The organism is Mucilaginibacter boryungensis (assembly GCF_015221995.1).
Classification (GTDB): domain Bacteria; phylum Bacteroidota; class Bacteroidia; order Sphingobacteriales; family Sphingobacteriaceae; genus Mucilaginibacter; species Mucilaginibacter boryungensis.
In genome coordinates, this window is the sequence record NZ_JADFFM010000001.1 from 1,419,282 (window position 1) to 1,432,341 (window position 13,060).

Below are 13,060 nucleotides of genomic sequence, written 5' to 3' on the forward strand. Positions count from 1 at the left end.
GTAGTTTTTTACCTGTTAGTATACACTAACGGGTTTTATTTTTAGCGTTATTTGGGATATATAAACCAAATGATGAAGAAGAACCTGCTAAAATGGCCTGCTACAGCGGCGTTAGTTTCCCTGCTGTTTGTACACTATGCCAACGCCCAGCAATCCACCGGGCACGATATGGAATACTATATAACCCACGCGCCATTTAAAATGCCCGCGGTTACCGAGCCACATTTTAACAGCAAAATTTATAATATAAAAGATTACGGTGCGGTAGCTGATGGCCAAACGTTAAATACCGCCGCGTTTGAAAAGGCGATAACGGCCTGTAGTACAGGCGGCGGCGGTACGGTATTGATTCCGCCGGGATTATGGCTTACAGGGCCAATTGAACTGAAAAGTAATGTAAACCTGCATGCCGACCGTGGTGCGCTGATTACCTTCAGTACCGACCATACACTATACCCAATTGTTAATGGCAAAGCACAAACACTACTATCGGGAACCAAATTGGAAAATGTAGCTATTACCGGCGAAGGCGTTTATGATGGCGGCGGTGAAACATGGCGCCCTTTGAAAAAAAGCAAAGCATCGCCAACACTTTGGTCGGATATGTTAAAGGCCGGCGGTGTTGTAAGTAAGGATGGCAGTATGCTTTGGCCTACAAAAGAAGCTATGGAAGGCGAGGAATACCTGAAAACCCTGAAAGGAAAAGCCAATCCAACCGCGCAGGATTACCTGCCCGCGCGCGACTTTCTGCGCCCTACTATGGTATCGGTACAAAACAGTAAGAATGTGCTGATTGACGGGCCGACATTTAAAAACTCGCCACAGTTTGCCTTGAATCCAAAGAACTGTACCAATATGATCATCCGTAATGTGACCATATTTAATGAATACTGGGCACAAAACGGTGACGCGATAGATCTGTCATCCTGCAAAAACTCGGTAGTGTACCGTTGTACTGTGCATGCGGGCGATGATGGCATCTGCATGAAATCGAGCGGTGGCAAAGGTGATGCGCTGAATGATGCTGCGTTAAAAAACATTGTTATTGCCGATTGTATTGTTTATCATGCCCATGGTGGATTTGTGATAGGCAGCAATACCGATGGCGGTATGCAAAATGTATACGTAACCAACTGTAATTTTGTAAATACCGATGTGGGTATCCGGGTAAAAAGCAGCCGTGGCCGCGGGGGACCGGTACGTGATATTTATATAGACAATGTTTATATGCATGATATACTAAACGAAGCTGTTTTGTTCAGTACTTATTACGAGGATGAAAAACCTGCCCAACCCGGGCAAAAGTTTGAGGTAAACAGCAAAACCCCAATTTTCAGCGATTTTTATATCAGCCACGTTTATGGCAGTGGGGCAAAATCGGCTATATCTATTACGGGGCTGCCTGAGAGGCCGGTAAGCAAAATTCATTTCAGCGATGTAGTACTTTCAGCGACTAAACCGGTAGATATAACCGAGGCATCAACTATTACTATGGATAATGTGAAGATCCTATCGCCACAAAAAACACTGATCACCGCGAATAACGCCTGGGATATCAGCCTGAAAAATATCAGCTTTGATGCCAATGTGAATACGTTGATCAACGCTACTGGCGAAAAAAGTAAAGGGATAACCGTATCGGATACCGATTTAAAGAATGTAAAAGTGGGGGCAGGTAGTGCAGCAGGAGCTGTTAAGGTAAAGTAATAAAACCACCGCGGCATTGCGATTTATATCAAACTCTGTCTGAAAGTAGGCATGCCGCGGCGTTTGGATGCTTGTTCATAGCCATAAGCCAGTTTAATCAGCTCGTGTTCGCTATAAGCTGTACCAATAAAGGACAATCCCATTGGCAAGCCCAGCACTTCGCCCATAGGCACCGTAATATGCGGATATCCGGCCATAGCGGCAGGCGACGAGAACGAAAAACCGGTATCATAATCGCCGTTGATCAGGTCTATGCAGCAGGCCAGGCCGTTGGTAGGGCCAACTATAGCTGATAGTTTATGTTTCTTTAAGATGGTATCAATAGCGTTTCGCGATGTTTCTGTAGATTTTTTCAGGGCATCAAGGTATTCTTTGGTATTCAAATCGCCTTTGGTTTGTGCCAGTTCCAGCGTTTCCTGTTTAAAGAAAGGCATGGCATCATGGGCGTTTGCTTTATTAAAAGCAATTACATCGGCCAGAGATTTTACCTTCGCATTTGCACCGGCTAAGTAATTGTTCACCCCATCTTTAAATTCATATAATAACACCTGGTATTCACCATCGCCAATTTCTTTTAATTGACTAAGCAGATCGATCTCTTTTACCTTAGCACCTTTGCTTTTTAACACCTGTATCGCTTCGCGGAACAAGCTTACTACCGCCTCATTACCTTTCAAAAATGATTTTTCAATGCCTATGCGTTTACCGGCCAACCCGGCGCTATCTAAAAACTTGGTGTAATCAGGCTGAGCTTGTCCTTTGCTGGTTAAGGTCGCCGCGTCTGTAGTGTCTATCCCCGCAAGGGTGGTCAGCAGTATCACCGCGTCTTTTACGGTGCGCGCCATTGGCCCGGCAGTGTCCTGAGTTTTAGAGATAGGAATAATGCCCGTGCGACTTAACAGGCCCACGGTTGGTTTAATGCCCACCAGGCCATTTACTGATGACGGTGATACTACCGAGCCATCCGTCTCCGTGCCTATGGCTACGGTGCATAAATTGGCTGCCGTTGCCGATCCTGATCCCGAACTTGAACCGCTTGGGTTCCTGTTTAAAATATAGGGCATCCGGGTTTGTCCGCCACGGCTGCTCCATGCACTGGTTGACCGGTTACTACGGAAATTAGCCCATTCGCTTAAATTGGTTTTGCCTATAATTACAGCACCGGCTTCTCTCAATTGGGTAATAATAAAGGCATCTTTAGCAGCAATATGCCCGTTCAGCGCTAATGCCCCAGCGGTGGTCATCATTTTGCCGGCTACATCAATGTTGTCTTTCACCAATACCGGGATACCATGCATAGCGCCGCGCACTTTACCGTTTTTGCGTTCTTTATCCATCGCATCGGCCATAGCCAGTGCATCGGGGTTCAGTTCTATGATCGAATTTAGTTTTGGCCCTTTTTTATCTATCGCCTCGATACGTTTCAGATATAGTTCGGTAATAGAACGCGAGGTGTAAGTACCCGCATTCATTTTTTCCTGTAACGTATCTATAGTGACTTCATTCAGTTCAAATTTGTCGTCGAAAACGACATCGTCCCCGCTTTCTTTTTTATCAGATGAAATTAAATTGCATGAGCCGCTTGCCACGGCGGTGATAGCCAAACCGGCTAATGAACTATTTTTCAGGAAACTTCTTCTGTGCATAATAGCAGATATATTTTAGCTAAATTTATGGATTTTCGGACATAATCCCTATACCGCACGCATCGTATAACAAAAAATCATAATTGCTGGTGGATTAATCTTCCATTTTAGAATACTTCCTGGTATCACCCATAGCTATATAAACCACCAGCGAAATAGCGATACAGGCGGTGACGTAATAATAAAACCATTCCTGATGACCGGCATTTTTAAAAAGGAGGGCAAAATATTCAGCAGTGCCGCCGAAAACAGAAACCGCTATAGCATAGGGAAACCCCACGCCCAATGCGCGCACATGTACCGGAAACAATTCGGCTTTAACCACGGCATTAATAGAGGTATAACCGCTGACGATCAAAAGCGCCGCCATCAACAGCCAAAAAGCCAGGTTGGATTGGTGTGTACCGCTTAACGCCAGCATAATTGGTATAGTTAACAGGGTTCCCAAAACACCAAAAGCAATAAGTAAGGGTTTGCGCCCAATCTTATCAGATAGTAACCCAAATAAAGGTTGTATCAGCATAAACACCACCAGCGTAAGGGTTGATATTAGTGTAGCTGTATTCTTACTAAAGCCTGATGTAACCACCAAAAACTTTTGCATGTAGGTAGTGAATGTATAGAAAGCCACTGTACCTCCCAAGGTTAAACCAACAACAGTAAGTACCGCTTTAGGGTGTTTGGCCAACGCTTTAAGTGTTCCGCGGTCGGCGTGGGTTACTTCATCTAATTTGGCCGATTCCTGCAAACTGCGGCGTAAATACATTACGGTAACCGCTAAAAACGCGCCTATGGCGAAGGGGATACGCCAGCCCCACTGATGCAATTCTTTCTCGGTAAGGAAAACGCGCTGCAATAGCACCAATACGCCAAGCGCCAATAATTGACCCATGATCAATGTAACGTACTGAAAACTGGAGTAAAAGCCCCGGTGCTTTTTTGTGGCCATTTCACTGAGGTAAGTGGCGCTGGTACCATACTCGCCGCCGACACTCAGGCCCTGGATAATGCGGGCCAATACTAACACAATGGGCGCGGCAATGCCAATGGTTTTATAGCCCGGCACTACCGCAATCATTAACGAGCCGACACTCATCAGCAATACCGATAGCGTGAGGGCGGCTTTGCGGCCCTTTTTATCGGCATAAGTGCCCATCAGCCAGCCACCAACCGGGCGCATCAGGAAACCGATGGCAAAAATACCCGCACTGTTTAATAACTGCACCACCTGGTTATCCGAAGGGAAAAAGCTGCCTGCAAAGTATAGGGTGAAGGCCGAATATACATACCAATCGTACCACTCAACCAAATTCCCTAACGAGCCGCCAATAATTGACCAGATACGATGGGTGGTGGTTTGTTGTGCTTGCATGGAATGACAGATGTGTTAGGCTAAGATAGAATTTATAAGGTTTAAAATTACCCCCTAAGTTAAATCGTCGCCTAAAGTTGTTAGTTTTGGTTATGCACAAATTATTATCTACGGCTCTTATTTTGCTAAGTTTATCAACCTTTACTGCTCATGCGCAACATATGCCATTACGGTCAGAAATTGACCGAATTGCCAAAGCATCAAGCGGGAAAGTAGGGGTGGCGATAAGCCTGCTGGAAAATAGCGATACCTTAACTTATCATAACCACGACCGCTATGTACTGCATAGCGTAGCCAAACTTGCTATAGCCATGGCTATGATGCACGAGATTGATCTGGGCCATTTTAAACTTGGCCAGCAGATACACATTACTAAAGCCGATCTACCGCCAACTTATAGTCCGCTACGCGATAAATATCCTGATGGGAATGTTGATGTACCGTTGGAAATGTTGCTGACCTATATGGTTTCGCTAAGTGATAACAACGCCTGCGATATTTTAATGAAGCAATTGGGCGGTGCGCAACCCATAGAGAACTTTATACATGGCCTGGGTATTAACCCAATTGCCATTAAAGCAACCGAAGCGCAGATGGCAGCGGCCTGGCCGGTGCAGTATACTAACTGGTGCCAGCCGTATACACAAATACAATTACTGGGATTGATTTATCATGGTGGGCCTTTATCTAAAAAAAGCAATGAATTTTTGATGCGCATTTTGCTGGCCACATCAACCGGGCCAAAACGTTTAAAAGGCCTGCTGCCTGCCAGCACGCCTGTGGCCCACAAAACCGGTACATCGGGTACCAATGATAAGGGCCTGAGTGCAGCTACTAATGATGTTGGGATAATTATCCTACCCAATGGCCATCACCTTGCCGTGGCTGTTTTTATTACCGATTCTTATGATCCTATTACCACACGCGAATTGGTTATTGCCCGGATTGCAAAAGCCGCGTACGATGAATTTGTAAAGAAGTAACACTCCCCTGTGATTTTTAGCTTTTGCCCGATGATGACAGTTTGCAAGGCTTTGGTAAGATCGGGGATAATAATTTATTCATAAACAGCGTAATACCTATTATAAAGGTAATGATTAATGGGATACCAGCCCGGATACTACGTTGATGCTTAACGCTAATATGGCAGTATTAAACGCAAAGGCTATAAGGCCGTGGATCAATGCCAGGCGACGTATGCGGCGGGATGATATCTCTACATCTGATACCTGGAAAGTGGTGCCTAAAACGAAAGAAAAATACACGAAATCAAGATAATCAGGCTCTTCACCGCCGGGGAAATCTAAGCCGCCTAAAGGCTTTTTACCAGCGCCATCGGGGTTGGTGCTATAAAACATGTGCGCATAGCGCATACTAAAAATGGTATGTACCAGCCACCATGATACCACAACCGATATCATACTTAATATCACATGCCCGGTAATTTGTGCTTGTGAAAGCTGTTTATCGGATTTAAGCAAAAACAAAATGGATACTAAACTTACTAATGCCGCGCCTATTACAAATATAAAAATAAGTGTACGGCTGGAATCTTCTATCCGGGCAACATTGCGTACTTCTTTAGGGTGGCAAGTAAATATCAATATCCAATCCATAATAATGACGCTTAACGCGAACGACGACCATGTTAAAAGCACTACGCCTATAGTAGACAGTGATGTACGGATAAAAAAGAATGTAATGACGGCGACTACCAGCGATATATAAAAGCGGTAGTGGGCATCCATAGTAAATAATGCGTGGCGGGTAGGGGCTTTGGTCATGAGCAGATAGTCATGGTAAATAGTTCACAGATTATGGTTATAAAGATAAGTGTTTTAGTTAACCCGAAACTATGAACTATTGTTACAATAGTATATTAAAAATCATCTTCATCTACAATATGTGCTACACGGCCAACCTGCCCGTCTTCTAATTGGACTTTTATGCCGCGGGAATGGTAGGCTGCGCTGGTAAGCAGGCGTTTTACAAAACCACGTGTAAGGGTGCCGGTACGCTGGTCTTTTTTTAGGATGATGTCAACCTCTAATCCCGGATATATGTCTTTTCTGTTTTGGCCGTTCATGGTTATTCGTATATATTGTAGTTAATTTCCCAAATGTCATAAAAATGACGCAAACAAGTTTTAGGAAAATAACTTAGGTGCTACTTTACTTTGTGTTATGGAAAAAAATATACTCGGCACTAAAATAAAATTGCTGCGCAATGGCAAAGGCTATTCGCAGGAGTATCTGTCCGACCTGGCACAATTAAGTTTGCGCACGGTACAACGTATAGAGAATGGCGAAACCGAGGCCCGGGGCGATACACTTAACCGGCTGGCAAAGGCTTTGGAAGTTGGAATAGACGAATTGATAAGTGTAGAGCCATCAATAAGTAGCAATGGCTATATTGCTTTAATGTGCCTTTCGGCATTAGCCTCCTGCTTTGTTTATTTTCCATTTTTAGGTTTGATAATTCCATTAATACTATGGTTGGCTAAAAAAGATACGCAACCTGATATCAATAACGCAGGAAAGAGAATATTGAATTTTCAGCTGACCTGGACTATTGCTTTCCTGATCTGGGTAGTTTTTATCATATTTTTTAGCAGCAGGCTATTTAGCTCACTGTCACCCGACATAGGTTTAGGATTACCCGAACTTCTATTGCTATCTATTATAATATTTCCATTTTATAACATGGTAATGGCTATCATTAATACCGTACGGGTATTAATGCATAAAGAGGTGAAATATTGGCCAGTGATCAGGTTTATCAGGTAACACTTAATTGTCCGTTAGCTATTGGTTTCAGCTGCAATAAGGTTATCAAAACACGTTGTATTTAAGCCGGGACCAATGCCCACGTTTCACGTATCCGGCCCATATTGGCTGCTTGTTGCGACAATTCATCAATAATATCCGGCGATAGGTATTTCAGAGACGATAACTGTCCCTGTATGCCATCTGCTTTTTTGTGAATTTTTAAGCCTTGTTCTGCAAAAAAAGCTTCAGCTTGTTCAAAAGACTCAAACTTGTTTTCTTCAACATTATGCGATCTAAGGAATTGACTGAACTGATCGGAAGCCGTCCGCACCCCATCTATCCTGATATAGATGTCCGCTGTTATCCAATATCCGCCACGTTCTGTTAAAACCTGCCGTATTATATGGCATAGCTGTTTTTTTTCTTCTGTATTAAAATAAACCAGCAAACCTTCATTTAAAATAGTTAGCGGTCCGGGAGGGAAGTGACTGATGGTTTCAGTAACGCTCGCCTCGTCGAGCGCGTTCATAGGCATCACTAACAATTCACCTTGTAAATCAAGTGAGCGGTTTGCGATCAGGTCATTAATAATATCGTTCTTATCTTCAATTACACCGGGCAGGTCTGTATCTATAAAGGTAACCTGGGGATAATGCAAAGCACGATCTAACCCACGGAAGGAAAAGCCTGAGGATATTTCTAATATATTATCCCCTCCAAGGGACTCCAACAAATTGTTTACTGCTTTATAACGCGCCTCGAAATGGATCAGGCGTTTTAAGAACGTAGTGTCTTGGCCTTTTTTGTCTAAAGCTGCATCTGCGCCGTGGCCCCAAACCAGCTTAACTGCATCTGCCATGAAAGGGATATCGGTGAGGCCTTTCATTAATAACAAACCTTTAGCCGAGGGGCTTATTGAACTATAATCGCGCATACCAGAGATTAAATAACAGTTTTAGATAACGTTTTTATTATTAAAGCAATACCGCTTTTTGAGACCTTTCAGTTATCGCTTAAAATATCCAGGCAATCTTTACCCATACTTTTCAACCGCTCATCAAGCGAGTTTAATGCTACCGTATCTCCCATATTTTTGTACAGCGTCTTAATGGCCTCAAGTGTATCGTCGCTTGGGTCGCAGGCCTGTGCTTTTTCCAAATGCTTCAGCGCTTTATTGGCGGCGGCAATATATTGGGCTTTCAGTGTCTTAAAAGCAGGGTCGTTGCTTTTTTTACCGTTTAATTTGGCAGATAATTCATTTGCCGGTGTAAGATAGATATAACCTAAAGCACGGTGGGCCACGTAATAATTAGGCACGGCGGCAACCACTTTTTCATAATAGGGTGCAGCGCGTTCGGGTTGGCGGTTATCTTCATATAGCTTGCCCATGCTATTATAAAAACTGATGCGTATTTTGGGTGATAATTTGTCCACACTGTCCAGCAAGGCTACGCCGGCATCTAAAGCATTTGGGGTATCACCCTGAAACCTTAATAAGTTAAAGTCCACATAGTCCTCATAGGCAGTTTTATGTTCTTGTGCGTGTACAAGGATAGTTGTACAAAGGATAAGCAAAAGAAGTGTATGTTTTTTAAGCATAGATACAGGTTAAACGATCTCGGCCACCACAAAAGTACTGCCTCCTACAAAAATAAGGTCTTCCTTATCAGCCGCATAACGCGCCGCTATCAACGCCGACATAACAGAAGGGTACATGTCGCCGCTTAGCCCAAAATCTGCTGCCTGGCTGCTTAATTCTTCTACCGGGAGGCCGCGTGGTATATCGGGGCGACAAAAATAGTAAACAGCATCAGGGGGAAGCATTTTCAGCACCTTTGTAATATCCTTATCATTCACCATGCCCAATATAAAATGCAGCTTATTATAAGTTATAGCATTAATATTTTTCAGCACCTCGTGTATGCCGTCAGGGTTGTGGCCGGTATCGCATATGGTTAGCGGGTCGTGACCGATAATCTGCCAACGCCCATTTAACCCGGTGAGTGCACGTACTTGTTTTAAAGCTGTTTTAATGTGTTCATCGCTAATGTTAAAACCCTGCAAACGCAGTTCTTCAACAGCAGACAGTATAGTTTTAAGATTTTTTAATTGGTAGGTACCGGTTAGGTCAAGTCTTAAGTTTAAAGTCTTAAGGGTAAAGCCTTCTTTTTTAACATCGACATCGCGAAAGCTATTTTCGCTCAACTTTGGACTTTCGATTTCAGACTCAGAACTTAAAATCCATTCCTCTGAAGCAAAGCTAAGTTTTGTTTTTTCGTGATAGGCCTTTTGGATAAAAACATCAGCCACTTCCGGTTGATGTTCGCCAATTATTGCCGGAACACCAGGTTTTATAATACCCGCTTTCTCACCAGCTATTAAGGGTAGGGTATTGCCCAGCAGGTTCATATGGTCCCAGCCGATATTGGTGATAATGGATAGTAAAGGGTTGATCACATTGGTGCTATCCAGTCTGCCGCCTAAGCCCACTTCAACAATGGCTATATCCACCTGCTGTTTAGCAAATGTGTCAAAAGCCAGGCCTACGGTCATTTCAAAAAAGGAAAGTTTAAGGTTTTCAAAGTCGGTTTTGTGCCGGGCCACAAAGTCTGTCACAACTTGTTCCGCTATCATCTGGCCATTAATGCGCACGCGTTCCCTGAAATCGCGCAAGTGGGGCGAGGTGTACAGCCCGGTTTTATAACCCGCAATTTGCAATATAGCAGCCAGCATATGCGATGTGGAACCCTTGCCATTTGTTCCGCCAACGTGTACCGATTTAAATTTATCCTGCGGGTTATCCAGCAACTTACACAGCGCCCACGTATTGGTTAGGTCTTTGGTCATAGCCGCCGCGCCGGTCCGCGAAAACATGGGCAATTGGCTGTAGAGGTAATCGAGAGTTTGTTGGTAGTCCATGTAATTATGGGCGATGGTAGCGCAAAGTTAAAAGTATTTAAATTATATCATGAATATTTTTTAAGTATATTTGTGTATAAATATTAAAATTTAGGTGTATGCGTACTAATATAGATATTGATGAAGATTTGATGTTTAAAGCTCAAAAGTTAACTAAGATCAAAACGAAAAAAGCAGTGGTTGAAAAAGCTTTGCAATTATTAGTTCAATTAGAGAATCAAAGTAAGTTGCGTGATTTGTGGGGTAAAATTGAAATTGATGACAAGGCTTTCGAATAATGAATATTTTATTAGTTGATACGTCTGTGTGGGTTAATTTTTTTAAAGGCAACCCAACTAAAGCAAGCTTATATTTAAAAGATATTTTGTCTAACACACTTATTGCGACTTGCCCCGTTATTGTGCAGGAAGTATTGCAAGGGATTAAAACAGATAAAGACTTTAAGATAACAGTCAACTTTTTTGATGAAGTATTGCAGCTAAGGGACGAACCATATCAACTGAGTATTGAAGCTGCAACCATCTACAGGAAGTTGCGTCATAATGGAATTACCATTAGAAAGCCGAATGATTGCCTGATTGCGGCTTATGCGATAAAAAATAAGATAGCCTTATTGCATGATGATAGGGACTTTGACTTTATCGCATCAAACACCGATTTAGAAGCAGTGCAATTTTAATCTACCTTAAATATAAAAGCATACTTGCCTTTAGTATTGCCCGAAGCTGGTTTGGATGCGGTAAACCGGGTATTCTTAATAGCATCTATACAGCCTTGCACAAGGTCAAGGTCGGCGCGGGTTTGGGCTTTGTTAGAATGGGCCTCCAATACGTTGCCATTTTGATCGATAGTGAAGTCTATAACTACCTTGCCGGGCACACGGTGGATATTTTTCACGTCCGGTGGGTTTACAAAATGCCAGTTAGGCATGCTTAAGCCGCCATTTCCCGAACCGCCAGGGCCATAATTATCAACCAAGTTTGAACCATTCGGGCTGCCCTGATTGCCAGGTTTATCGGTTGTGCCATCGCCGCCACCGGTGCCGGTTTTGCTTGGGCCTTTGTACAGCGCGTTTTGATTAACTGTAGGTTTAGCCACAGGTTTAGCGACTTGTGTAGCTACTGTGGTGCTCGGTTTCTTAGAATTGGCCGCAACCACGGGCGCGTCTTCAGTATTTTGAGTCACTACGTTCTGGTCGCTTTTTTCGGTAGGGGTAGGCTTATCCGTTGGTGGCTCGGGGGTAACCTTGGTTGGTGCTACATGGTTGGCCTTCTCAGCTACAGATGGTTCCTCCACACTGGTGATATCACTACCTGAACCTTCATCAGTAGTACCATAATTTACTAATATGCCGCCAATACCGTCAGCTTCTTTAGGTGGGGCTTTAAAAACAATAAAATAACACAAAGCCATAAGCACCGCCATAATAATGCCGGTAGCTAAAAACGCTTTTGGATAGTTATTTTCTTGCTGTTGATATTCCATTTAAGTCGTTAGTCAAAAGTCGTTAGTCAAAAGTCCTTACTTGGAACTTAATACTTTATTTCGGCACAGTTGCCAGTACCATTTTAATATTTAGTTTTTGTGCAATATCCATTACCTGTACTACATCCTGTATGGCTACGGTTTTATCAACCGATAATACAATAGTCAATTCCTTAGCTAACGATTTGTAGCCCGATAACGTATTAGAAAGGTCTTCAACTTTTACCGGTTTTTTATCAACGGTGTATTGCAGGTCTTTACTGATAGATACATTAATGGTTTTTTTAGAGATAGATTGCCCGCTTGATGATTTAGGCAACACCAGCTTTACCACGTTGGGGTTGGTTACCGTAGATGCAATAAGGAAGAACAACATCAGGAAGAACATGATGTCGTTCATGGCCGAAGTATGCATCTCGGCCGAGGCCCGCCTGCTTCTTTTCCTTAAATTCATTTGCTCGGTTCTTCTAAAAGGTCGATAAATTCAATAGCGTCGGTTTCCAGTTTCAGGATCACTTTATCTACCATCATGTTCAGTATCTGGTAGCATACATAGGCTATAATACCCACAATTAACCCCGCGGCCGATGTGATCATTTTTTGATATAAACCACCCGAGATAGTTCCCATGCTGATATTGTCTGTTTTAGAGATATCATAAAAGATCTTAATTACACCGGCAATGGTCCCTATAAAACCAAACATGGGCGCAATACCGGCTACAATGCCAATAATGCCAATATTCTTTTCCAGCTTGGATACTTCCAGCTTGCCAATGTTCTCGATAGCGCCTTCAATGTCCTTTATAGGGCGGCCAATGCGCAGCAAGCCTTTTTGCAGCATACGGCCCAATGGTGTATTGCTGTTACGGCAAAGTGCAATAGCCGAATCAAGCTTGCCGGCAATAATGCTGGCCTTTACCTGCCCCATCAGGCTGGATTCATCGCGTGCCGCCTTCCGTATGGTAAAATAACGCTCAAAAAACATAACCAGCGCCAATGCCAGTAGTATACCCAGCGGTATCATTACCCAACCGCCCTTTAGTAACAGGTCGCCAAAGCGTAGTTCTTCCTGTGGAATAGTCGGCGCGTTTATAGCATGGTTGGCGGTATCAATAACTTGTTTTGCCGTATCGGCTATTAGCATTAAAAATGTCATTTATA

General features: G+C 43.3%; 15 protein-coding genes. 5 read left to right on the forward strand and 10 right to left on the reverse strand.

The window, feature by feature from the left end:
* The first annotated feature begins 69 nt into the window (after nucleotides 1–69).
* A complete protein-coding gene (locus IRJ18_RS05905) occupies nucleotides 70–1,707 on the forward strand; it encodes a glycoside hydrolase family 28 protein (protein ID WP_194105269.1) in 1,638 nt (545 codons plus the stop codon).
* Nucleotides 1,708–1,730: 23 nt separating this feature from the next.
* Here IRJ18_RS05905 and IRJ18_RS05910 read toward each other — a convergent pair whose 3' ends face one another.
* Both IRJ18_RS05910 and IRJ18_RS05915 read right to left on the reverse strand, forming a co-directional pair.
* Nucleotides 1,731–3,353 (reverse strand): amidase, encoded by a 1,623-nt coding sequence (locus tag IRJ18_RS05910; protein ID WP_194105270.1) that lies wholly within the window; start codon nucleotides 3,351–3,353, stop codon nucleotides 1,731–1,733.
* Nucleotides 3,354–3,447: 94 nt separating this feature from the next.
* Complete coding sequence (locus IRJ18_RS05915) at nucleotides 3,448–4,725, reverse strand: MFS transporter (protein ID WP_194105271.1); 1,278 nt, start codon at nucleotides 4,723–4,725, stop codon at nucleotides 3,448–3,450.
* 161 nt (nucleotides 4,726–4,886) lie between these two features.
* On the opposite strand from IRJ18_RS05915, the gene bla reads away from it, so the two are divergent.
* Nucleotides 4,887–5,708, forward strand: a complete 822-nt coding sequence (gene bla / locus IRJ18_RS05920; RefSeq protein ID WP_194105272.1) for a class A beta-lactamase — start codon at nucleotides 4,887–4,889, stop codon at nucleotides 5,706–5,708.
* A gap of 114 nt (nucleotides 5,709–5,822) precedes the next feature.
* Here the strand turns inward: bla and IRJ18_RS05925 are convergent, their stop codons facing one another.
* Nucleotides 5,823–6,509: a DUF1345 domain-containing protein gene (locus tag IRJ18_RS05925; RefSeq protein WP_194105273.1), complete on the reverse strand. Its 687-nt coding sequence runs from the start codon at nucleotides 6,507–6,509 to the stop codon at nucleotides 5,823–5,825.
* A gap of 95 nt (nucleotides 6,510–6,604) precedes the next feature.
* Nucleotides 6,605–6,811, reverse strand: coding sequence for a YwbE family protein (locus IRJ18_RS05930; protein ID WP_194105274.1), 207 nt, complete (start codon nucleotides 6,809–6,811; stop codon nucleotides 6,605–6,607).
* A gap of 97 nt (nucleotides 6,812–6,908) precedes the next feature.
* Here IRJ18_RS05930 and IRJ18_RS05935 point away from each other — a divergent pair, with 97 nt between their 5' ends.
* On the forward strand, nucleotides 6,909–7,511 hold the full coding sequence (locus tag IRJ18_RS05935) for a helix-turn-helix domain-containing protein (protein ID WP_194105275.1): 603 nt from the start codon (nucleotides 6,909–6,911) through the stop codon (nucleotides 7,509–7,511).
* Nucleotides 7,512–7,572: 61 nt separating this feature from the next.
* Here the strand turns inward: IRJ18_RS05935 and IRJ18_RS05940 are convergent, their stop codons facing one another.
* From IRJ18_RS05940 to IRJ18_RS05950, 3 genes are all read right to left on the reverse strand, one after another.
* Nucleotides 7,573–8,427, reverse strand: a complete 855-nt coding sequence (locus IRJ18_RS05940) for a hypothetical protein (protein WP_194105276.1) — start codon at nucleotides 8,425–8,427, stop codon at nucleotides 7,573–7,575.
* 68 nt (nucleotides 8,428–8,495) lie between these two features.
* Nucleotides 8,496–9,092 (reverse strand): tetratricopeptide repeat protein, encoded by a 597-nt coding sequence (locus IRJ18_RS05945; protein WP_194105277.1) that lies wholly within the window; start codon nucleotides 9,090–9,092, stop codon nucleotides 8,496–8,498.
* Nucleotides 9,093–9,101: 9 nt separating this feature from the next.
* A complete protein-coding gene (locus IRJ18_RS05950) occupies nucleotides 9,102–10,412 on the reverse strand; it encodes a bifunctional folylpolyglutamate synthase/dihydrofolate synthase (protein WP_194105278.1) in 1,311 nt (436 codons plus the stop codon).
* Nucleotides 10,413–10,510: 98 nt separating this feature from the next.
* On the opposite strand from IRJ18_RS05950, the gene IRJ18_RS05955 reads away from it, so the two are divergent.
* Nucleotides 10,511–10,690 (forward strand): type II toxin-antitoxin system VapB family antitoxin, encoded by a 180-nt coding sequence (locus tag IRJ18_RS05955; protein ID WP_194105279.1) that lies wholly within the window; start codon nucleotides 10,511–10,513, stop codon nucleotides 10,688–10,690.
* A complete protein-coding gene (gene vapC / locus IRJ18_RS05960) occupies nucleotides 10,690–11,091 on the forward strand; it encodes a type II toxin-antitoxin system VapC family toxin (protein WP_194105280.1) in 402 nt (133 codons plus the stop codon). The genes IRJ18_RS05955 and vapC overlap by 1 nt, the downstream gene beginning before the upstream one ends.
* On the opposite strand, the gene IRJ18_RS05965 is transcribed toward vapC, so the two are convergent.
* From IRJ18_RS05965 to IRJ18_RS05975, 3 genes are read right to left on the reverse strand one after another with little or no spacing between them, the layout of a single operon-like run.
* A complete protein-coding gene (locus IRJ18_RS05965; RefSeq protein ID WP_194105281.1) occupies nucleotides 11,088–11,897 on the reverse strand; it encodes an energy transducer TonB in 810 nt (269 codons plus the stop codon). The genes vapC and IRJ18_RS05965 overlap by 4 nt on opposite strands.
* Nucleotides 11,898–11,952: 55 nt before the next feature.
* A complete protein-coding gene (locus IRJ18_RS05970) occupies nucleotides 11,953–12,351 on the reverse strand; it encodes an ExbD/TolR family protein (RefSeq protein WP_194105282.1) in 399 nt (132 codons plus the stop codon).
* Entirely contained in the window at nucleotides 12,348–13,055 is a 708-nt protein-coding gene (locus IRJ18_RS05975; protein ID WP_228072578.1) for a MotA/TolQ/ExbB proton channel family protein, read from the reverse strand. Before IRJ18_RS05975 ends, IRJ18_RS05970 begins: the two co-directional genes overlap by 4 nt.
* Between the last annotated feature and the right edge of the window lie 5 nt (nucleotides 13,056–13,060).

Coding starts and splice junctions, on each gene's coding strand:
- IRJ18_RS05905 (WP_194105269.1), top strand. CDS start 70: ATGATGAAGAAGAACCTGCTAAAATGGCCTGCTACAGCGGCGTTAGTT.
- IRJ18_RS05910 (WP_194105270.1), bottom strand. CDS start 3,353: ATGCACAGAAGAAGTTTCCTGAAAAATAGTTCATTAGCCGGTTTGGCT.
- IRJ18_RS05915 (WP_194105271.1), bottom strand. CDS start 4,725: ATGCAAGCACAACAAACCACCACCCATCGTATCTGGTCAATTATTGGC.
- bla (WP_194105272.1), top strand. CDS start 4,887: ATGCCATTACGGTCAGAAATTGACCGAATTGCCAAAGCATCAAGCGGG.
- IRJ18_RS05925 (WP_194105273.1), bottom strand. CDS start 6,509: ATGACCAAAGCCCCTACCCGCCACGCATTATTTACTATGGATGCCCAC.
- IRJ18_RS05930 (WP_194105274.1), bottom strand. CDS start 6,811: ATGAACGGCCAAAACAGAAAAGACATATATCCGGGATTAGAGGTTGAC.
- IRJ18_RS05935 (WP_194105275.1), top strand. CDS start 6,909: ATGGAAAAAAATATACTCGGCACTAAAATAAAATTGCTGCGCAATGGC.
- IRJ18_RS05940 (WP_194105276.1), bottom strand. CDS start 8,427: ATGCGCGATTATAGTTCAATAAGCCCCTCGGCTAAAGGTTTGTTATTA.
- IRJ18_RS05945 (WP_194105277.1), bottom strand. CDS start 9,092: ATGCTTAAAAAACATACACTTCTTTTGCTTATCCTTTGTACAACTATC.
- IRJ18_RS05950 (WP_194105278.1), bottom strand. CDS start 10,412: ATGGACTACCAACAAACTCTCGATTACCTCTACAGCCAATTGCCCATG.
- IRJ18_RS05955 (WP_194105279.1), top strand. CDS start 10,511: ATGCGTACTAATATAGATATTGATGAAGATTTGATGTTTAAAGCTCAA.
- vapC (WP_194105280.1), top strand. CDS start 10,690: ATGAATATTTTATTAGTTGATACGTCTGTGTGGGTTAATTTTTTTAAA.
- IRJ18_RS05965 (WP_194105281.1), bottom strand. CDS start 11,897: ATGGAATATCAACAGCAAGAAAATAACTATCCAAAAGCGTTTTTAGCT.
- IRJ18_RS05970 (WP_194105282.1), bottom strand. CDS start 12,351: ATGAATTTAAGGAAAAGAAGCAGGCGGGCCTCGGCCGAGATGCATACT.
- IRJ18_RS05975 (WP_228072578.1), bottom strand. CDS start 13,055: ATGACATTTTTAATGCTAATAGCCGATACGGCAAAACAAGTTATTGAT.